The organism is Chitinophagaceae bacterium, assembly GCA_016713085.1.
In the GTDB taxonomy this organism is placed as follows: domain Bacteria; phylum Bacteroidota; class Bacteroidia; order Chitinophagales; family Chitinophagaceae; genus Lacibacter.
On the sequence record JADJPV010000001.1, the window covers coordinates 520,021 to 540,602 of the forward strand.

Here is a 20,582-nt window from a genome sequence, read left to right on the forward strand (position 1 = left end):
AAAACTTGCTAATATGATAGAAAAGGATAACGCCATAAAAATATTTGAAGATAAAAAAGTAAGAACCATTTGGGATGCAGAACAGGAGAAATGGTATTTATCCATTATTGATGTAATTGCAATTCTTACTGAAAGCGTTGACCCAAATGCATATTGGAGAAAGCTGAAACAACGGCTTAAAGAAGAAGGAAATGAAACCGTGACGAACTGTCACGGGTTGAAAATGCTGGCAGCTGATGGCAAAATGAGAATGACTGATGTTGCCGATACCGAACAGCTTTTCAGACTGGTACAATCGATCCCATCGCCAAAAGCAGAACCTTTTAAACTCTGTCTGGCACAGATTGCATCCGAACGTTTAGACGAAATGCAAGACCCTGAACTGACTATTGACAGGGCATTAGAACAATATCTGAAATTGGGCTATTCAGAAAACTGGATTAATCAACGCTTAAAAAGTATTGAGATCAGGAAAGAGCTTACCGATGAATGGAGGAAAAGAGGTCTGAAACAAGGTGTTCAATTTGCAACTCTTACCGATATTATAACTAAAGAATGGGCAGATAAAACAACCAAAGAATACAAAATACTGAAAGGGCTGAAAAAGGAAAACCTGCGGGATAATATGACCAATACTGAATTGATATTAAACATGCTTGCTGAAGCTTCAACCAAAGATATTTCTCAGGCTGTAAACCCTGAAACTTTTGAAGACAGTAAAAAAGTGGCGAAGCAAGGCGGTAATGTTGCTAAAGTAGCAAGAAAGGAATTGGAAGCAAGAACGGGTAAAAAAGTAGTTACTGCTTTAAATGCAAAATCTGAATTGCAACTTAAAAAGGGTAAAGAAAACAAAACAAAATAAAATCTTTCTCAACCTTTATATTCAGGAGCCCGGCAGACATGGAACTATTGAATTGTTGGTAAACAATTTTGGTTACGAAAGCTGGAAGAAAATTCTTTTATCCTGCACAAAATAGCGCAAGAACGATGCGCAGGTAAAAGCGCTGGCTTCTTGTGCCTGAATTTCAAGGTCAAGGCCTTTATAGCAGCGTGGTATGTAGGTTGTTTTATCAAAAGCATCGAAGCAACATATCTTAGTAATTTAGGAGATGCCAATACAAAAGAATGGCCGGCAACCATCAAAAAGATTCAGCAGAAATTTAAAGATCCTAATCTTATTATCCCCGTCACGACGACTGGTTAAGTAAGAAAGCCTTGAATCATACATTGGAAACTGCTGCAGGATTATGAACAAAAAAATCATCGCTAAAAACAGAGCAGCGCAAAAAGCTGTAACAAATAATGCTTCAGGAAAACTTTTAACGGGCACTGCATTCTCTTACCACTGTCACCATTTCAACTCAATCTTTTTTCCCGTTTTAGCTGCGAGGTAAATAGCATCAATAATTTTTAAATCTTTTGCTCCTTCTTCACCATCAACAGGTACAACAGGTTGTTTACCCATAAGAATAATGGCGGCCATTTCTTCCATCTGTACAGTTTGATGGGTTACATGCGGATGAGTTAATTCACCTTTGCCGGTTCTTCCTTTAATTGGGCCATACCCTGTAGAAGGCTGTAATTCTGCAAATCCTTTTTCTGCGTTTAAAAAAAAGCGGTCAAGATTATTCATACTATAAGTTGAAAGGCAGGATGCAACTGCACCGCTGGCAAAGCCAAATTGAAACTGAATAGTTTCATCAACCCCTTCTTTAAACTTTTCATGATCGGTTTTGGTTTCCTGCGCCGTTACCCAAACCGGTTCTTCACCAACCATATACCTTGCACCATTCACAGCATAAATTCCTATATCCATCATAGCACCTCCACCCGACAGTTGTTTGTTTAAGCGCCATTGAGTGGGGTTACCAATTCTAAATCCACACAATCCATGGAAAAATAAAATCTTACCTAACTCTCCTTCTTTCCGCATACGAATTATCTCCAGTGTCTTCGGTTCAAAATGCATTCTGTACCCAACAAGCAGTTTTACATTTGCTTTTTTACAGGCCTCAACCATCTCAGTTCCTTCCTTTGCATTAACAGCCATTGGCTTTTCGCAGATCACATGCTTCCCTGCTTTGGCAACACGTATCGCCTGGCTATGATGCAAGGCGTTGGGAGTAATAATATACACTGCATCTATTTCGGGATTGTTTTTAATGCCATCGAAATTTTCATAGTTGTAACAATTACCATCAGGTATACCATACTTGTTTTGCCAGTCCTTAATTTTAGACGGAGTGCCGCTGATCACTCCGGTTAGCTTCCCCATTTTACATGCCTGCATTGCTTCTGCCACACGATTTCCATAACTGCCGAAGCCCATGATGGCAACTTTTAAAACAGGTCCATCATAAGGAGTATTGTGCAAATCATTAAACTCAGCAATGCCTTTCCCTGGTGAGAGTTGTAATGCAAATACCGAGGCGGTCAGTTTTTGCAAAAAGTCACGACGTGTATTCATAACTGAAATTTTTATGAGAAGGTTGAGTGATAATGCTGTTGATTGTTATGCCCGCTTTCAGGATGAAATTAATTATAAGCTTTTGCTTATGCAATACCGCCCGGACCAAATCTGTACTTGCCTGTTAAGAATGATACCACTGCCATAAAGAAGCAGATACAATTCCAAGTGTATGATTTTTCACTTCTTCTGACAGTTCCATTCTGCTGACTGCATCAACCAGCCGTGTGATAATTTGATCTGAAATGTTTTGTGTATGTCCGGATCGTTCCCAGATACTGAGTAAATGATTTTTTGTATGCCAGTAGCCTGTTGAGCAAAGATGCCTGTATCTTCCTCTGCTGCTGTATGTAAAAATAAATTCCAGTGAGTGGCTTCCAGATCAATCCATACATCTTTTGCATCATCAATCATCCAGTAACAAGACCCAATCGCTTTTCCAATTGCACCGGCACGTTTGAGTAGTGAGGGATCAGTTACTGCTTTCATTGCTGAAGTATATTCAGCCATTACCCTGAAGGGTTCTGCACTTTTCAAATAAAGTGCTTTGTTGATTTTATCCAGGTCAGCATTTGCAGACAGCTTCGTTGTTGAAATAAAATCCTCTGCTTCAAACATCTGCTGCATTGCTTTTAACAGGCTGTCTTTGCAGGTAGATTTTTTTACATCACTTAGAATTGTGATTGCTAAATAGCTTAACAGTTCTTCTGAAGAAGTTAGTGTGCGATTATCAGAATGATTTGCTTTACTAAACGATTGAAATACTTTTAACGAAGTAATATTTTTTGCTCCATCCTGTTCATCACTGATATAATCAAAGAGACTGATGCCTAAATTAAAACGTCCGCACCAATCTGCTGTGAGAGTTGTTTGTTCAACAGTCAAGCCAAACATCACTCCAAAAACTTTTCCCACTGTTACACCAAAACCATATACATCATACAACCTGTTGTGATCAATACCAGATGAGTTTTCAATCCATTCAATTTTTTTATCCCGCTGTTCAAGCATTGTATAATATGCTGACAAAAATTATCGTGATGGGGTAACCCTGCGCTTCGCCAGGTTTCAAAGAACGCCGATTGAAAGTGACTCTGCCATTCCATTAAACAGAATTGTTTTTTGTTTCAGCATTTCGCCAGCAATTAAGCGCATAACAACTCATGGCAGTTGCAAACAGTCCGTCTTTATCTTCAATCAAAGAATTTCCACCACCATCTGCATTGTTCCATGATGCAACTTCGTTGGGGTCTGTTACATATGGAGCCGGGATGCGGAGAATATAATCACCTGTCCAGCTTCCATTTTCCTGTTGAGCATACAACAATGCATTACCACATAAAGTTCTTTCCATCTGTTGACCCAGATAAGATAAATGTATAAATGATTCTAAAGCCAGTGCAGTAGTAAACGGATTCATGACTGCTGATAATTCAAGACCAAATCCGCCATCAGCTAATTGTTCCCGAACAAGTGACTCTGCGATCAACCCAATATGTTCATTTGATAATTGATATCCCTTTTTTGATGCGGCACGTAAGAACAACGTGGTTGTATAATACTGACTTCTCCACCAGTATGAATTGATAAAGCCTTTGTTTGTTTGCTGTTCAGTTAACCAGTTGATGATTTCTGCTGCTTGTTCATTTTGCGCATCTGCCAGTACAGCTGCAATGGAGACATCCGGATGAGCACTCGTCCAACCGGCAATAAATTCATCAGCAGGTGCTGAAATAAACTCACGTATGCCCGAATCAACTCTGTACGTTGAAACTCCGCCTTTAGTAAAATGACTCCACAAAAATGTTGTTGCTTTTTTTGCATCAGGCTCAGTAAAATCTTTACATGATTGCAATGCCTGCAGGCACCATGCAGTTGAATCTGCATCAGAAGGAACATGGCTGCTGTACGACCAGCCTCCATCTGCATGACGTGACTGTAACAGAAAGTTTTCTGCTTCATTGATTGCTTTTGTTTGACGACATAGTTTCTGAATATGTGGCAGCACAAAACCTGTTACCCATATATCCGATTCGCCTGCCAGGGTGGGAAAGCCTTTCCACATTCCGCTGCTATTACAGGACAGCAGATAGTCAATCCCTTTTTCTATTGCAGCGTCTATTGCTTTACCGTTAAGCTCTTTATTAAACTCCATTCAGCACTAATTACAAAAATTTTCTGAAATCAAGATTCGAAAAATTGAAACAGGTATCCGGTAAATTAATTACAATGAAACTATTTGTTCTTTAAAACAATTTCTCTACATTACAGATGAATCGATGCAAGAGATTCATTTCCCCTACCCCATCAGAATACAGTTTCAATTTTTCAACCTGCTAATGCAGTTTGAATTGTATGCCCTGTGATATTTTTTTTGAAGTAAATAATTGCTGAAATACAGATAAAGAATTTTATTCGATCAGGAACTGATTGAACAAGGAAGAGTTTTATTTAACCAACCAAAATTTACAACTATGGGTGACATCATCATCACAATCACAAAAGGCGATCCTGCAACAGGAATTTTAACCTTGTCAGACCAGGGAATTACCAATGTAACACAGGGTGACCAGGTAACCTGGGTAATTGGACCGGGTTCAGGTGTTGGAAGCATTTCCGGGATAGTTGAAAAACCCAACTCTGCCGATGTATTCAGTCCTGACCCCGCCCCGGTAAACGGTACCAGCAACTGGCAGGGAACCGTTAATCCTGCTCTTCCGGCAGGCACAGAAGAACTTTATTCAATCAACTGGGTAACAGGCGGCACTGGTTGGCTGGGTAAAGATGGTGCAGGACAACCAAAAAGTTACGACCCTATAATAAGAATTCAACCAAAAAATAACTATGTTGTTTAAAAGAAAAGCCTGTTATTTACTAATAGGCTTTTTTTACTTAATTACACTTTCTGTTTCAGCCCAGGATCAACGGATTGCTGACAGTCTGTTAATAATTTATAAGTCTGATAACTTAAAGGGGGTGGAAAAGTTAGAATTGCTCAGCGACCTCTCGTTTAACGAAATTAAAGATTACAAACTGGGTTTAGTCTATGCAGAAGAATTAATAAGCCTTTCCCTTCAAAATGATAACAAGTATTATCTGTCTCAGGGCTACTTTCAAAAAGGAAGTACAAATAGACTTTTAGGCAACCTGGATGCCGCACTGGAAGCTTTTATCAAGAGTTCTGAAGTTGCTAAAAATGGGAACTTGGTTTCGCATGAAGGAAGTGCCTATAGTGCCATTGCTGATATTTATACTGTTTCCAATAATCATAAAATGCAATGCTTTACTATCATAAAGCAATTAGCACACTTCGGAAATCTAAAGATACCGTTGCGTTGGCTTCAAGCATTTTAAATGCAGGAGATGCACTCCTTAACAACAAAAATTATGATTCCGCCTTTTTGTATTTCACAGAATCAAAAAAAATATTTGAACGGGTTCAGTACTTAACGGGAAAAGCTTACTGTCTCGGCAATATCGGCATGGTGTATGCCAATACCGGGCAACCAACACTTGCTGAAAAAAACATCAATGAAGCAATCATCATACTGGAGAAATCAGAAGATTATTATCCCATCTGCGTATATCTTATCTCCATGTGCGATATCTATCTGCAAAAAGGTGATCAGCAAACAGCAATGAATTATGCGAAGCGGAGTTTGCAACTCGCAGAAAAATACGGGTTAAAAGAACAGATCAGTGATGCCAATCTCAAACTTTCAGAGCTGTATGAAAAAGCAGGTAACACAGGAGAATCTTTTAAATATTACAAAAACTATATTGCCTACAGAGACAGTGTGAATAATATTAAGTCGGTGCAGAAAATGGCGGAACTGCGTACTGATTTCGAAGTATCAAAAAAACAAACCGAAGTTGATCTGCTCAACCAGGAAAAAGAAATCAGCGGATCATGCTGATTTCCGTATTTATCACTCTTGGTTTAACCATTGTACTGTTAGGAACCTTGTACTGGTACTTTAAAACCATTTCAAGAGAGAAGAAAAGATCAGAAAGCCTTTTGCTCAACATCCTTCCTGCTGAAACAGCAAAGGAATTAAAACAAAACGGCAAAGTGGATGCAGTAAAGTTTGATGAGGTAACTGTGTTGTTTACTGATTTTGTTTCTTTTTCAAAATTAGCTGAGCATGTTGAACCCGTTCAGCTGGTAAAAAGTATTGACTATTATTTCAAGGGATTTGACGAGATCACCACAAAATATGGGCTGGAGAAAATTAAAACAATTGGTGATTCTTATATGTGCGCCTGTGGTTTACCAACAGCCAATCCAACGCATGCACGGAATGTTATACAGGCAGCAAAGGAAATGATTGAGCTGGTGAGAAATGCCATGCATGCTGAAGATGGTCTCAGTCATTTTGATGTAAGAATCGGCATACACACAGGACCTGTTGTAGCAGGTATTGTGGGCATCAAAAAATGGCAGTACGATATCTGGGGTGATACGGTTAACATCGCTTCAAGAATGGAATCCAAATCAGAACCGGGAAGAATTAATTTATCTGAAATCACTTACCTGCAAATCAAAGATGAATTTCCATGCGAGTACCGTGGAGAAATTGAAGTGAAGAACCGGGGAATATTGAAGATGTATTTTTTAGCCTAACTGAAAAACGGGCCTTTGTTTCAACATAAAAAAGCCGCTTCTTTATGAAGCGGCTTTTTACTATCCTTTAATTTAATTTTATTCTCCCCAAATATTATCTTTTCCTTCCAGCCACAATTTCACTAACTCAGTTGTAACAGATTTTGGACGTTCCAGTGGTAATCCAAGCGCCCTGTCCCAGATCAAACTGGCCATTACACCTAAGGCACGGCTAACGGCAAAGAGTACCGTGTAATATTCATACTCCACCATCCCGTAATGTACCAGCAATGCACCACTATGTGCATCCACATTCGGCCATGGGTTTTTGATCTTACCCATTGATTGTAAAATGGGTGGCACTACTTCATAAATATTCCACACTGTGTTCAGCAGCTTATCATCAGGCATATGTTTCTTGCCAAATTCCATCTGAGCAGTATAACGTGGATCTGTTTTACGTAACACCGCATGACCATAACCCGGTACAACTTTTCCTTCACTCAATGTTTTCTTTACATACTCGGCAATCTGTTCTTTGGTAGGTGAATCAGTATTGAGGCTTTCCTCCATTTCATAAATCCACTTGATCACTTCCTGGTTAGCCAGTCCATGTAAAGGACCTGCCAGGCCATTCATACCTGCAGCATAAGCCAGGTAAGGATCACTCAGTGCAGACCCAACAAGATGGGTTGTATGTGCAGATACGTTTCCACCTTCATGGTCAGCATGAATGGTCATGTACAAACGCATCAGCTCCATAAATTCTTTGTCTTCATAACCCAGCATATGTGCAAGGTTACCAGCCCAGTCGAGCAAACCATTGGGATGAATATGTTCGCCATTCTTATATTTACGGCGGTAGATATAGGCAGCTATACGTGGCAACCTTGCAATCAAAATCATTGCATCATCAAACACAGGTTCCCAGTAATCTTTTTACTTAACCCTTTTGCATACTCTTTGGCAAAATAGCTTTCTGTTTGAAGTGCCATTACACCAACCACAAACATGGTCATGGGATGGGTGCTCAGCGGCAATGCATCAATGGCGGCAAATACATGGTTGGGTACATGACTCCGGCGTTGCCAGATATCTGTTACATGTTCTGCCATTTCATCATCAGGCATTTCTCCCAGCAGCATCAGGTAAAATAAACCTTCCGGTAAGGGCTGATCGCCTTTGGGAGCTTTGGGCAATTTTACCTGCAGCTCAGGAATGGAATATCCACGAAAACGGATCCCTTCCTGTGCATCGAGTAAAGAGGTTTCCGTTACTAACCCGGTAATTCCCCGCATACCCTGGTACACCTGGGCAAGGGTAACTTCACCAACAACCTTTGATCCGTGCTGTTTGATCAAATCCTTAATTTCAGCATTTGCCGCTTCGGTTTTAGCCATAAAGCGATTCTTCATAATACCCATAGACGTACAATTATTTTTTTGGTCGGGAGATGGCCAAAGTTAGTTAAACAACCGCTTCATTAACATTCAACTGTATGAAAAGTTGGCAAACTTCTTTTATTTAGGTGCTTTTTTATACAGCCAAAGGGCAACAAAAGCAAAAACGATGTCGGGAATCCATGCAGCAATGATTGGTGGCAGATTGCCCTTGGTTGAAAATACCATGGCAAACTTATCAAATATGATAAAGGCAACCCCAATAACAAAGGCCAGTGCCAGGTGAAAGCCGCTTCCGCCCCTTATTTTCCGACAGGCCAGTACAGCAGCAATCATGGTCATGATAATAACAGCAACTGCGCTTGAGTCCCTGCGGTACCGTTCAAATTTTGATGCGTTCACAGTTTCCGAGCCCCTGATTTCTTCCTGCCTGATGAAACGGTTGAGGGCAGGTGTTTTGAGTTTGTCTTTTTGATATTCATCCTCTGAAATATCAGCGGGGCGGTAACCAAGCCGCATATAGGTTGTTTGAAGCATTTTTACTTCTTCATGCATGCCGTTTATTTTCCGTTCAATGGCGCTTTCAAGTTTCCATTGTTTTTTTGCGGTATCCCATGTAATCGTTTCTGACCGGATATTATAAACTACCTGGTTTCCTTTTACCCGTTGGAGATAAAAACCATTGCCGATTTTGGAAGTAGTATCATAGCTACGCAAACCTGCATAGGTAAACGTATCAACCCGGAAATGAAGATTGTTGAGATACTGCTTCTGCTGACGGTTGATATTGCCCATATCAATATACCTGTTCTCGAAACTGGTGCGGATGATATTTGCCTGAGGAATTAAAAAATGATTTGCCAGCGAAAGCATCAATGCAAGAACAATTCCACCAACCCAATAAGGACGCAGTAAACGGCCTAAGCTGGTTCCTATACTGAGCATGGCCACAATTTCACTTCTGCCCGCCAGCTTGGAGGTAAAAAACACAACAGCAATCAATACAAAAACAGGAAACAGCAGACTGATGATATGGGGTACAAATCCATAATAATATTTCGTTACTATATCGGTAAAGCCGAGACCGCTCCTTACAAAATCCTCACTTTTTTCACTTGCATCAACAGCCACAGTGATCATGGTAAAGATCAGCAGCAGGAAGGCAAATGTTTTGAGAAATGTCCTTAATATGTACCAGTCGAAGGTCTTCATGAGAAGCTGCAAAGTAAGGATAGAAAATGGAAAAGAAAGTGTTAAGGGGATTTAGTAATAAGACGGTAGTCTTTAGCCGATAGTCGGTAGCCTGTATTCACTAAAGACTAAAGACTAACCACTAATGACTACCGGCTGTATTCACTACCGGCTTGAATTTACTCAGGAACCTGAACTGTTAAATACCCTCTTAATGTTTTACTGACTGTTCGCTTTTTGGTACTTTTAAGTACTCAGCCATTTATTGCAACAGGCTGCAAACCCTTAAACACATTAAACGCAATTCATGATCACTGCAGCAGATGTAGAAAAAGTGGAGCGCCTGATCAGGCTGAGCGAAAGAAACGCAGTTCTCCCCGATGAATTTATTCCCTGGGAAATGAAGGAGAATAACGAACTGCTGATGCCCGAAGAAATTGTTTCCTTACATGGCCACCCTCTTTTGATACACTATCAGCTGAACAGAAAAGAGAGCTTGGCAGGCATGAAGTAGTGCAGGTAATGTATTCTTATGCATGGGCTGAAGGGTTGGCCTGTTTCATTTTTAATAAACGTTTGTTGAAAATTCCTCCCGACTCAGTTGAATACCGCTACCTCGTAAAAGAACTGATTGAAGAATTCCGTCACCAGGATATGTTTGCAAAAGCCATCCGCTTGCTGAAAGGGAAAAAGATTACAATATCGAAAGCACATCAGTTTGTTGGCAGGTTTCACAGCCGTTATATGCCTGCTTCTTATCAATTCATTTCTGTACTGGCTGTTGAACTGGTCACTGATATTTATGGAAAACTCATCCGTAAATCGCCGGGAGTTTTTGAACCAATAAGGAAAGTATCTGAACTGCATCATATTGAAGAGGGTCGTCATATTCATTACACCAAGCTCTGGATGAAATTTTATACCGATAAAGCAGGTTTTTTCAGACGCACTGCTTTCAGCATTGTGGTGTTGCTGAACATCTGGTATATGCGGTCGCTATATGTGACCAAACAAAACTTTGAAGCGATTGGAGTAACCGATCCTGCATTGTATGCAAAAGCTGCAAAGAAAAATCTGAAAGAAAAATTCGGGCAATTTTATCTCGATGAACTCATTGAATTTGTAAAAGAATTCAACGGATTTAATTTCATTACCAAACCCCTTTGGAAAAGAATTCTTTCCGCCAAACTATGAAACGTGTTTTTATAGAACATATCGAATCTTATCTGCCAGAGCAGAAAATAACCAATGAATTTGTTGAGCAGAAAATTAAACAGGGCGGTTTTGATATGCCGGAAGGTTTGCTTGAGAAAATGATTGGCAGTGAACTTCGTTATTATGCAGAAAAAGATGAACAGGTGTCGGACCTTGCTGCCACTGCTGCCAGGAAAGTGCTGGCAAAAGTTCCTGACCGAAAAATTGACCTGCTGATTTTTGCAGCTGCCTCCGGTGATTTAATTGAGCCTGCCACTGCAAATATTGTGCAGCATAAATTAGGATTGAGCTGTCCGGCATTTGATTTAAAGAATGCCTGCAACAGTGTTACCAATGCCATTGAAATTGCAGCTTCCTTGATTATGGGTAATACTTATCAAAATATTCTTATTGTTTGCGGTGAAAAAACAAGCGACAGTATTAAGTATAATAATATTGAAAAAGAAAGCATCAAAGATCATTTTGCCGCTTACTCATTTGGAGATGCAGGCGTGGCGTTGCTTTTAAGCTCTACAACAGAAGACAAGGGTTTCTTTTATCACCGACATCATACATTTGGAAATTACTGGGAACTCTGCCGCATACCAGGTGGCGGTTCTATGTTTCCTGCAGATGCATCCAAACTCTGTTTTAGCGGTGATACATTTGGATTGAAAACGGTGATTTATGAAATTGCTCCCCCCTTTGTGAAAGAATGTATTAAGGAAGCAGGTATTACATTAGATGATATTGATTTGATTTGTACCCACCAGGTTTCAAGAGATACCTATAAAATGGTGGCGGAAACATTAGATTACGATCTCAATAAAATTATTCAGACCTTTCATCTATATGGTAATACAGCAGCTGCTTCTGTTCCTATTGCACTGGAATATGCATACAAAGAAAAGAGAATTAAAACCGGTGATACTGTAATGTTACTTGGTATGGCAGCAGGTATAAATATTTCTGTACAGTTAATGAAAGTGTAATGCTGTACAACTCCCCTTTCCTGCAATTGCTTGAACAGCTTCCACCCTCTTATGAAATTTGTATTCATAATAACAAAATACTTACAGCCAAAGAACTGATTGAACAAAGCAAAAAATTGGCTGCTTCTCTTGAACAGAAGGGTATTAAGAAAGGCGACCACGTTTTACTTGCCTGTGAAATGGGTATTGAGTTTCTAATTCTGTTTATAGCTTTAATTCATCTGCGAACAAAAATTGCATTGGTTGATCCGCATATGGGCAATCAATTGTATGCAGCCAAGCTGAAACAGTTTCAACCGAAATGGGCCTTTATCGACAGCCGGATTTTATTGTTGCAGGAACATCCGCTCATCCGTTTCGTATATAAAAAAACAGCAAAGAATCCGTTCTATATTCCATACTCAAACGCCTACGGAGTTTTTGCAACAGGTATTAAATTGCCACTGCTGCAAAAAAATAAACGCTTACAATACAATGTACATTCAACAGATAAGTTTCAAGAAAGTGATCCTGAAGATGAATTCCTGATCGTATATACATCAGGAACTTTAGCAGAGCCGAAAGCTGTTGTACATACCATGAACAGTTTGTATGAAAGTATGTTAACAATTGCCGGTTTATTTGAAAGCAATACCAAAGCATCCATGGTTACTCATCTTCCGCAATTTGCATTGATTGGTATGATCACAGGATACAAAACATTTTTCTGGAAAGAAACATTACCTGCAAAAGAACGGATTGCATTTATTAATCAGCATCAAATCACAACACTATTCGGCCCTCCTGCTGAATACAGGGAGTTGATATTGTATTGTAAAGAACATAATCAACAATTCCCAGAAAGTCTCAATCATTTAATTCTTGGTTCAGCACCGGTATTAAAATCATTACTGGTTGAATTACGTCAATTAACAAACGCAAAAATCACTTGTCTGTATGGAATGACGGAGCACCTGGTTGTTGCCAGTGTGGATGGAGATGAAAAAATAAACTACAAAGGCAAAGGCGATTTGCTTGGCTGGCCATTGCAGAAAATGCAATACAAAATCAACGATGATGGCGAATTGCTCATCAAATCTCCGCTATTATTTAAACGTTATTTTCATTTGCAGGATGCAGATGAGTTTCATCCAAGTGGTGATCTGGTTGAACAGGATGCAGAAGGAAGACTGGTGATGAAAGGCCGTAAAAAGAATATGATCATTAAAGCGAATAAAAACATTTATCCAGGTTTATATGAAACAACCATTGCACAGATTAAAGGAGTGAATGAAGTTTGTATGATTGGCATTTATGACGAATCGATACATGACGAGCTGGTGATCCTTGTACTTGATGCAGATAAAACACTCACTGCAAAATCAGTATTACAGGAATTAAAGAATGGAAAGAATACCATTGACTCAGACGCATTACCTGATCATATCTTTTTTCAACCAATACCAAAAGCAGGCAGACAACAAAAAGTTGACCGAAACAAATTACTTGAACAGATAAAACAACAATTACCATCGCTTACGACATCATCATAACTGGAGCAACAGGATTTATTGGCGCCGCTTATACCCGTTATTTTTCAGCAGCGGGTTATAAAGTGCTGGCGTTAGGCAGAAGTAAAGAACCACCTGCTAAACTATTCAACTATGCTGAATACAAATCGGTTGATATCTCTTCTTCAGTTCCTGAACTGGAAGCAACAGTTTGCATTCATTGTGCAGGACTGGCATCTGATAAAGAAAGCAGGGAAAATCTTCTGTTTGTTAATACAGAAGGAACCAAAAAAGTATTCTCAAATATTCATGCAGACCATTTTATTTATCTCTCTTCAGCTTCAGCATATCCTCCCAACGGTTTGTTACATAAAGAAGATGAATTTATTAATGAAGCTGATCTTTCCAATTATGGTTTATCTAAACTAAGGGCAGAAGCCTGGTTACAATTACAGGCAACAGCATCAAAAAAAATTACGGTGCTTCGTCCAAGAGGAGTTTACGGTAAAGGTGACCGGATTTTATTGCCAAGAATACTTCGGCTAAAAAGAGGTCCGTTTTTGATCACTCCTGCAAAACTTGATTATAAAATATCACTCAGCAATATTGAAAACCTGCTACTCGCAACAGAAAGAATTATAGTTTCTGAAAAAAAATATTCTTATGAACTGTTTAATATTACAGATGACCCGACACATTTGCTGGGAGATGTGATTAACAGCATCTGGGATATTCTCAGTGAAAAGAAAAACATTTCAATTCGTGTGCCTCAACCAATCATACGATTTTCTTCCCGTTTCTTACCGCAATCCGACCTCAATGCCAACACATTGAAGTTTTATCTCTGCGATCATGAACTGTCGAATGAAAAAATAAAGAGGGAATTCGGATTGGAACTGCCGCATAATTTTTACAATTACCGTTCAGTACTGGAACAGTGGATCAAATCAGTTCCATTAGCTGATTTGCAAAAGGGAGCGGCTGATTTGCCGTGGAGAAAATAATTACTTACAATCTCGTCTTCATCACTTCCACCATTTCTTTTTTCCAGCTCATAAAATCACCATCGATGATATGTTGTCTTGCCTGCTTTACTAACCATAAATAAAACGCAAGATTATGTACGCTGGCTATGGTTAATCCCGTAATTTCTTTTGCTTTGATGAGATGACGCAGATAGGCTTTACTGTAGTAGTTGCTCATTTCACAATCAATGCCATCATCCAAAGGAGAGAAATCTTTCTCCCATCTTTTATTATCAATATTGATCACACCTTTACTGGTGAAGAGCATGGCATTCCGTCCATTCCTTGTAGGCATTACACAATCAAACATATCTACGCCTAATGAAATACATTCTAAAATATTCCAGGGAGTACCAACACCCATTAAGTATCTTGGTTTTTGAACCGGTAATTCATCACAACATAATTCGGTGAAATCATACATCATCTCTTCCGGTTCACCAACACTCAGGCCACCAATTGCACAACCCGTTAAATTTGTTTCGGCCATGAATTGCGAAGAAGCAGTACGCAAATCTTTATATGTACTCCCCTGCACAATTGGAAACAGGTTTTGTGTGTAGCCGTATTTATCAGGTGTTGAATGAAATTGTTTGACGCAACGTTCTAACCAGCGATGGGTAAGCTCCATTGATTTTTTTGCATACGTATAATCGCTTGGGTAAGGCGGACATTCATCAAATGCCATCACAATATCAGCACCGATGTTCCGCTGAATATCCATGACGCTTTCTGGTGTAAACAAATGTTTGCTTCCATCAATATGACTTTGAAAAACAACCCCTTCCTCTTTAATCTTCCGGTTATTGGCCAGTGAAAAAACCTGGTAACCTCCACTATCGGTTAAAATGGGTCTATCCCATCCATTGAATTTATGCAAACCACCTGCTGCTTCTAACACTTCCGTTCCTGGACGCAGGTATAAATGATAGGTATTACCAAGTATGATTTCAGCTTTTACATCGGTCTTCAGCTGTTCAATTGTTAATGCTTTTACACTGCCAACTGTTCCCACCGGCATAAAAATGGGTGTTTGAATGCTGCCATGATCAGTTGTAATCTGCCCTGCCCTTGCTTTTGATTGAGCATCTGTGTGCTGTAATTGAAATTGTAAAGCCGCCATGGGTGCAAATATAGGCCCCCTTCCGACTTCCCCCAAAGGAGGAAGCCATCAAACGCACAGCCCTCGCCTTACTTAAATAATAATTGCTGGTAAGATCCTTTATAGATTACTGTTCCTTACACAGTTCATTTTGAAATTGTAAACAGCAAGTGAGTAAAAAGTAAACTTGTGTTTGCCGCCAATGCAATAAATTCGCAGCTGCTTATGAGTGTTCAATGGCCCGAAATCATCTTTGCTGTGTTTTGTACAATAACAGCCATCCAGGTGTTCTACTACCTGTATTTTTTTCTGCGTCTCGCTTTTTATAAAGAGCCAGTGAAGGAAAGCTCTATCCAGCACGCCGTTTCTGTGATTGTTTGTGCAAGAGATGAAGCACAGAACCTGGCTGATAATTTACCTGATGTATTACAGCAGGATTACCGTTCAACATTTGAAGTGGTGGCTGTAAATGATAATTCATTCGACGACAGTAAGTATGTGCTGGAATATTTATCCAAACCATTCCGTAACCTTCGCCCGGTAGAGTTAAAACAGGAAGCCAGACATATTCACGGAAAAAAATTCCCTTTATCAATTGGTATTAAAGAAGCGAAGTATGAACTATTGCTGTTAACTGATGCAGATTGTAAACCCGCCGGTAACAAATGGATTGAGCGGATGCAGGATGTATTTTCAAATGGTAAAGAAATTGCATTGGGTTACGGAGCCTATAATAAAAAGCCGGGGCTGCTGAATAAGTTCATCCGCTTTGAAACATTTTTATCTGCGCTTCAATACTTTTCTTATGCATTGGCAGGAATGCCTTACATGGGAGTAGGAAGAAATCTCGCTTACCGCAAGGAGTTGTTTTTCCGTAACAAAGGATTTTCATTGCACAACAAACTGGCCGGTGGAGATGATGATCTGTTCATCAACCGTGTTGCCACAAAAACAAATACCGCTATCGTTCTGGATGCAGATGCATTTACATACTCTGATGCTAAAACAAGCTGGAGCACATGGCGCAGCCAGAAAGAAAGGCATTATTCAACAGGCAGGTATTATAAAGCATCACACAAATTTTTGCTTGGATTATTTTCCTTTTCTCATTTTTTATTTTATCCATTACTGGCAGCAAGTATTCTTTTCTTTAACTGGAGGATTACACTCTGTGTATTCGGACTACGTTTTTTACTGCAGGGATTAATCTATTACCGTACAATGGATAAGCTGAAAGAAAAAGATCTCTTCTGGTTTTATCCGTTACTTGATATCTGGCAATGGTTTTATTATCTTTTATTCGCCAACACATTATTTAAAAAACCCCGAAAGAATTGGAAGTAGTATTAAAATATTTTTCTGATTTCACTCCTGCACAATTACAGCAATTTCAACAGCTGGAAGAACTGTATAAGGAGTGGAATGAAAAGATCAATGTCATTTCAAGAAAAGATATTGACAGCCTGTATGAAAAGCATGTGCTGCATTCACTGTCAATAGCTGCTGTGTTTCAGTTTCAACCGGGAACGAGTATTATTGATCTTGGTACAGGTGGTGGTTTTCCGGGAATTCCCTTAGCCATTTTTTTTCCTGAAGTACAGTTTCATTTAACCGACAGTATTGGCAAGAAATTAAAAGTGGTGAACGAAGTAGCTGCTGCCATCGGATTGAAAAATGTTACCACCCAGCATACCCGTACAGAAGAAATCCAGAACCGTAAGTTCGATTTTGTGGTTAGCCGTGCAGTAGCTCCGTTAAGGGATCTCTGGCGCTGGAGCCTTCCCATCATCAAAGCCAAAGGACAGGGGCAGTTTGCCATTGCTGATGAAGAGAAAATCTATGGCGGGCTTATTTGTTTAAAAGGTGGCGATTTAACCGAAGAAGTGAAAGAAAGCGGGCTCCACCCTATTGTTTGGGAAATTGATAAACTTTTCAGCGAAGACTTCTTTAAGCAGAAATATATCCTTTCAGTCCGGCGCTAACGGAACCCGTTCATCCTTATTACCGCTTCGTGGTATTTTTCATGTTCTGATAAATCGTCAATTTTGCAGTATGAATAAAATCTCCGTGTGTATTGTAGAAGATGTAACTGATATCCGCCAGGCGCTGGAACAGATCATCGAACTAAGTGAAAATTGTAAGTTAGCCGGATCATATTCATCAGGCGAAGAAGCATTGGTGAAAATTCCATTAGTGAAACCGAATGTAGTGTTGATGGATATTGGCCTTGGTTCAACCAATGGTATTGACCTGGTAAAAGAACTGAAACCTCAGCATCCCGAAATTCTTTATATGATGTGTACCATCTATGAAGAAGATGAAAAAATATTTGATGCACTGCGTGCAGGTGCAAATGGATATATTCTGAAGAAATCTTCTCCCGCTAAATTAATTGAAGCTATTGGTGAACTGGTTGATGGCGGTGCGCCGATGAACAGCCAGATAGCTATGAAAGTAGTTTCAGCGTTTAAAGGATTACCTGTGCAGGAAGTACAGGAAGTTGCTGCTGTTCCGTCCATAACGCAAATGGGAGATATTGCTGTTTTATCACGCCGTGAAAAAGAAATTCTTGAATGGCTGGCACAGGGAAAAATTTATAAAGAAATTGGTAAAGAATTAACCATCAGCCAGGAAACAGTCCGTAAACATGTGTATCATATTTACGAGAAGCTTCATGTTAATAACCGTGTTGAAGCGGTAAATAAATATTTTGGGCGATAAGCAAAACTTACATTAAATAAAAAAACCGCCGGATGGCGGTTTTTTTATTTACTGAATTATTATACCATTTCAATGCCTGTTTATACACTACAGGTTTTACGAAAACAATTAAAGTGATAAATTATCCTACCTTCCAACTGCACTTAAATGGGGAAACCTGAACACATGGGGATCGTTGTTTTAACAGGCATTGGTTTAGATAATAATTATGCTCCGTAACACGCAATGTCCCGGCTATGCTCTTAGCTCGTTGGGAGACAATTGCTGAGAAATCTTATAGAAGACGTTGGAGCGAAGAAAGTATCTTCGATCCTTGATTTGGTTTCTGAAGATTTATTATATCATTTTTAATCGTTTCCTATTGTATTACTTTAAAATATTAGAACCGATGAAAAAGACGTCCGTAGTACATCGAGTTTATTTGCTTTATCCTTACGGTTTCTCCTTTGTAAACACTATCGTAGTATGAAATTTGTTGAAAATTTACAAAACCATTACCTAAGTCCGAATAAGTAAATCTTAGTTCTGGTACATTTCTTTCATCGAAGTGAATTAAAATAGTCTTGTCTTCAAAGTTGACATCCCAATAACCTTTTGTGTATAGCTTATTAACGCCTTCATACCCTGCCTCTTTTTTTTCTACTCTTTTTATTTCATCGTTTTCTGTCTGTTGAGTTAATCCATTCTCCGATTTAAAAAAGTAAGTAATTGTTTTATCCTTGTGCAATTCAAATACCAGGTCAGCCTGCCACTGATCATAATTTTCCCCTACAGAATGAATCTTGGTTTCACCTATGTACAATGCTTTATTATATCTTCCTTTTCGTCACCTCGGGGTCTGGCTTGCAAAATCGCTAACCCAAGAATGTTGCCCCTGCCGACCCCGGGCCTACAGAAATATGATGATGGTTTTTGTGTTTTTGCTAGTGTACTGTTATATAGCTTGTCAGTAGTTGCAAACCACAGACAGCTTTCAACTTTTTATTCATTGCTCATCTTTACCACTACCAACTTTACTTGTTTGGAAGACTTCGGATAGCTGGGATGTATGTATCTGGATAACCAAAAGATTTGTAAATACTATCCGCTTTCTTTATATCCTTAGTTACACCCCAGCCATTTCTGTAGTATTGGATTAAAACTTCTCTACATCTTACATCTTCAGCTTTTGCTCCTTTATTCACTATATATATAAGAAATTCTGCTTCTGGTTTATCAAGTTTAAGAATATTTTTGGCATCAAATTTATTATCGAACATAATTTTTAAATAACTATCATAAAATTCATATTGACCAATCCCCTGTTTTTGCATTTTTAAAGCATAAGGCATAATTTCATAATAATTATCTTCTTTATCGAAATGATTTGTTAGAGCCATATAACTGTCCAACTCGCTATATTTCATTACATTTTTCTTCGCTTCTTGAATATTTTCATTCCTTTGATCACAGGAGTAAAACACCAAACAAAACACCAGCAAAAAACTAGTTTTTCTCATATTAATTTGTATTTAAAAGCTGTCCATTTTTAAAAGAGACATATTTACCGCCATCTTTTAGAGTGTCACCAGCTATTCGTAGTGTTCAATACAAATCATACTGGTAACCTTTGCACAGTATTGCTAAAAAGGTAAGTGCTATACTGAGTTTACAACTCAGTATCTGTTCATATCAGTATCAAAAGTTAATTTTCCGTCGCCCCGGGGTCTGGCGTGTCAAATCTCAATACCCCGGAAGCCGCCCCTACCGACCCCGGGATTTCACCAGTTACATTACTTCTTCAATCCTCAGCAATTTACTGTATCCGCTTTTACCATCTTCATAAAATGCCGCACTTGAATGTTTATAGTATAAAAAATCTGCTGCAAGCATCCATTTGCCACTGGTTGGATTATGATGTATATAATCCAGCTTCTGATAAATAAAATCTGTTGATACACATTGTTTGGCATCGAAACTGTCTTCAAACACTTTATGCAATTGTCCTTTTGTCAGTTCCTTTTCTTTTTAATCCGGCAAGTATCGTTTCCTCATTAGCGGAAGTAAGCCGTTTGATGATTTCATATGCCATAAACCGTTTTCCGTTTCCAATAATGGTATTTAATGATGTTGGCATTTGTGAAAAATACAGCAGTACGTGTACATGGTTAGGCATAATGACATACCCTGTTGTACGAATGTTTTGTGTATACAGGTAATCAAACCACTTGTAACCAGTATCGTAGGCATTTGTGAGTTGAAACAGAGGAAGCCAGTGATAACAGGTGAAGGTTATAAAGTAAATGCTGTTCGATTCCTGTTCATGTTGTGAGCGCACTGGCATAGATAAATGTACTAAATCATCTGCAGGGTTCTGACTCCCGGGGTCGGAGGCCAGACCCCGGGCTGACGTGAGCG

The 20,582-nt window shown here is 39.2% G+C and carries 18 protein-coding genes and 3 pseudogenes; 11 read left to right on the forward strand and 10 right to left on the reverse strand.

What is annotated here, in order from left to right:
• The first annotated feature begins 16 nt into the window (after window positions 1–16).
• The gene (locus IPK31_02530; GenBank protein MBK8086928.1) at window positions 17–862 is read left to right on the forward strand and encodes a Bro-N domain-containing protein; all 846 of its coding nucleotides are present in this window, start codon (window positions 17–19) and stop codon (window positions 860–862) included.
• A gap of 486 nt (window positions 863–1,348) precedes the next feature.
• On the opposite strand, the gene IPK31_02535 is transcribed toward IPK31_02530, so the two are convergent.
• From IPK31_02535 to IPK31_02545, 3 genes are all read right to left on the reverse strand, one after another.
• Window positions 1,349–2,467 (reverse strand): Gfo/Idh/MocA family oxidoreductase, encoded by a 1,119-nt coding sequence (locus tag IPK31_02535; GenBank protein ID MBK8086929.1) that lies wholly within the window; start codon window positions 2,465–2,467, stop codon window positions 1,349–1,351.
• 180 nt (window positions 2,468–2,647) lie between these two features.
• Complete coding sequence (locus tag IPK31_02540) at window positions 2,648–3,478, reverse strand: hypothetical protein (protein MBK8086930.1); 831 nt, start codon at window positions 3,476–3,478, stop codon at window positions 2,648–2,650.
• Between the two features lie 94 nt (window positions 3,479–3,572).
• The gene (locus IPK31_02545; GenBank protein MBK8086931.1) at window positions 3,573–4,622 is read right to left on the reverse strand and encodes a terpene cyclase/mutase family protein; all 1,050 of its coding nucleotides are present in this window, start codon (window positions 4,620–4,622) and stop codon (window positions 3,573–3,575) included.
• A 319-nt stretch (window positions 4,623–4,941) separates the two neighbouring features.
• On the opposite strand from IPK31_02545, the gene IPK31_02550 reads away from it, so the two are divergent.
• Window positions 4,942–5,322 (forward strand): hypothetical protein, encoded by a 381-nt coding sequence (locus IPK31_02550; protein MBK8086932.1) that lies wholly within the window; start codon window positions 4,942–4,944, stop codon window positions 5,320–5,322.
• Window positions 5,312–7,091: pseudogene (locus IPK31_02555) on the forward strand (tetratricopeptide repeat protein). The gene IPK31_02550 and the pseudogene IPK31_02555 overlap by 11 nt, the downstream one beginning before the upstream one ends.
• 78 nt (window positions 7,092–7,169) lie before the next feature.
• Here IPK31_02555 and IPK31_02560 read toward each other — a convergent pair.
• Together IPK31_02560 and IPK31_02565 are read right to left on the reverse strand one after the other, a co-directional pair.
• A pseudogene (locus IPK31_02560) lies at window positions 7,170–8,494 on the reverse strand (citrate (Si)-synthase, eukaryotic).
• A gap of 96 nt (window positions 8,495–8,590) precedes the next feature.
• A complete protein-coding gene (locus tag IPK31_02565) occupies window positions 8,591–9,682 on the reverse strand; it encodes an LptF/LptG family permease (protein ID MBK8086933.1) in 1,092 nt (363 codons plus the stop codon).
• Between the two features lie 286 nt (window positions 9,683–9,968).
• On the opposite strand from IPK31_02565, the gene IPK31_02570 reads away from it, so the two are divergent.
• The 5 genes and pseudogenes from IPK31_02570 to IPK31_02590 all read left to right on the forward strand — a co-directional run bounded on the left by IPK31_02570 (window position 9,969) and on the right by IPK31_02590 (window position 14,341).
• Window positions 9,969–10,175, forward strand: a complete 207-nt coding sequence (locus tag IPK31_02570) for a hypothetical protein (GenBank protein MBK8086934.1) — start codon at window positions 9,969–9,971, stop codon at window positions 10,173–10,175.
• A pseudogene (locus IPK31_02575) lies at window positions 10,118–10,855 on the forward strand (diiron oxygenase). The gene IPK31_02570 and the pseudogene IPK31_02575 overlap by 58 nt, the downstream one beginning before the upstream one ends.
• Entirely contained in the window at window positions 10,852–11,847 is a 996-nt protein-coding gene (locus IPK31_02580) for a ketoacyl-ACP synthase III (protein MBK8086935.1), read from the forward strand. Before IPK31_02575 ends, IPK31_02580 begins: the two are co-directional and overlap by 4 nt.
• Window positions 11,847–13,379 carry an acyl--CoA ligase gene (locus tag IPK31_02585; GenBank protein ID MBK8086936.1) on the forward strand — a complete coding sequence of 511 codons (1,533 nt, stop codon included), beginning with the start codon at window positions 11,847–11,849 and terminating at the stop codon, window positions 13,377–13,379. The genes IPK31_02580 and IPK31_02585 overlap by 1 nt, the downstream gene beginning before the upstream one ends.
• Complete coding sequence (locus IPK31_02590; GenBank protein MBK8086937.1) at window positions 13,352–14,341, forward strand: NAD-dependent epimerase/dehydratase family protein; 990 nt, start codon at window positions 13,352–13,354, stop codon at window positions 14,339–14,341. Before IPK31_02585 ends, IPK31_02590 begins: the two co-directional genes overlap by 28 nt.
• Window positions 14,342–14,345: 4 nt before the next feature.
• Here the strand turns inward: IPK31_02590 and tgt are convergent, their stop codons facing one another.
• Complete coding sequence (gene tgt / locus IPK31_02595) at window positions 14,346–15,485, reverse strand: tRNA guanosine(34) transglycosylase Tgt (protein ID MBK8086938.1); 1,140 nt, start codon at window positions 15,483–15,485, stop codon at window positions 14,346–14,348.
• A gap of 204 nt (window positions 15,486–15,689) precedes the next feature.
• On the opposite strand from tgt, the gene IPK31_02600 reads away from it, so the two are divergent.
• The 3 genes from IPK31_02600 to IPK31_02610 all read left to right on the forward strand — a co-directional run bounded on the left by IPK31_02600 (window position 15,690) and on the right by IPK31_02610 (window position 18,185).
• Complete coding sequence (locus IPK31_02600; GenBank protein ID MBK8086939.1) at window positions 15,690–16,808, forward strand: glycosyltransferase; 1,119 nt, start codon at window positions 15,690–15,692, stop codon at window positions 16,806–16,808.
• On the forward strand, window positions 16,799–17,446 hold the full coding sequence (rsmG, locus tag IPK31_02605) for a 16S rRNA (guanine(527)-N(7))-methyltransferase RsmG (protein MBK8086940.1): 648 nt from the start codon (window positions 16,799–16,801) through the stop codon (window positions 17,444–17,446). Before IPK31_02600 ends, rsmG begins: the two co-directional genes overlap by 10 nt.
• Before the next feature lie 70 nt (window positions 17,447–17,516).
• Window positions 17,517–18,185 (forward strand): response regulator transcription factor, encoded by a 669-nt coding sequence (locus tag IPK31_02610; protein ID MBK8086941.1) that lies wholly within the window; start codon window positions 17,517–17,519, stop codon window positions 18,183–18,185.
• A 379-nt stretch (window positions 18,186–18,564) separates the two neighbouring features.
• On the opposite strand, the gene IPK31_02615 is transcribed toward IPK31_02610, so the two are convergent.
• The 4 genes from IPK31_02615 to IPK31_02630 all read right to left on the reverse strand — a co-directional run bounded on the left by IPK31_02615 (window position 18,565) and on the right by IPK31_02630 (window position 20,508).
• Window positions 18,565–18,987, reverse strand: a complete 423-nt coding sequence (locus IPK31_02615; protein MBK8086942.1) for a hypothetical protein — start codon at window positions 18,985–18,987, stop codon at window positions 18,565–18,567.
• Between the two features lie 211 nt (window positions 18,988–19,198).
• Window positions 19,199–19,684, reverse strand: a complete 486-nt coding sequence (locus IPK31_02620) for a hypothetical protein (protein ID MBK8086943.1) — start codon at window positions 19,682–19,684, stop codon at window positions 19,199–19,201.
• A gap of 268 nt (window positions 19,685–19,952) precedes the next feature.
• Window positions 19,953–20,165, reverse strand: coding sequence for a hypothetical protein (locus IPK31_02625; GenBank protein ID MBK8086944.1), 213 nt, complete (start codon window positions 20,163–20,165; stop codon window positions 19,953–19,955).
• Entirely contained in the window at window positions 20,158–20,508 is a 351-nt protein-coding gene (locus IPK31_02630; protein ID MBK8086945.1) for a hypothetical protein, read from the reverse strand. Before IPK31_02630 ends, IPK31_02625 begins: the two co-directional genes overlap by 8 nt.
• Between the last annotated feature and the right edge of the window lie 74 nt (window positions 20,509–20,582).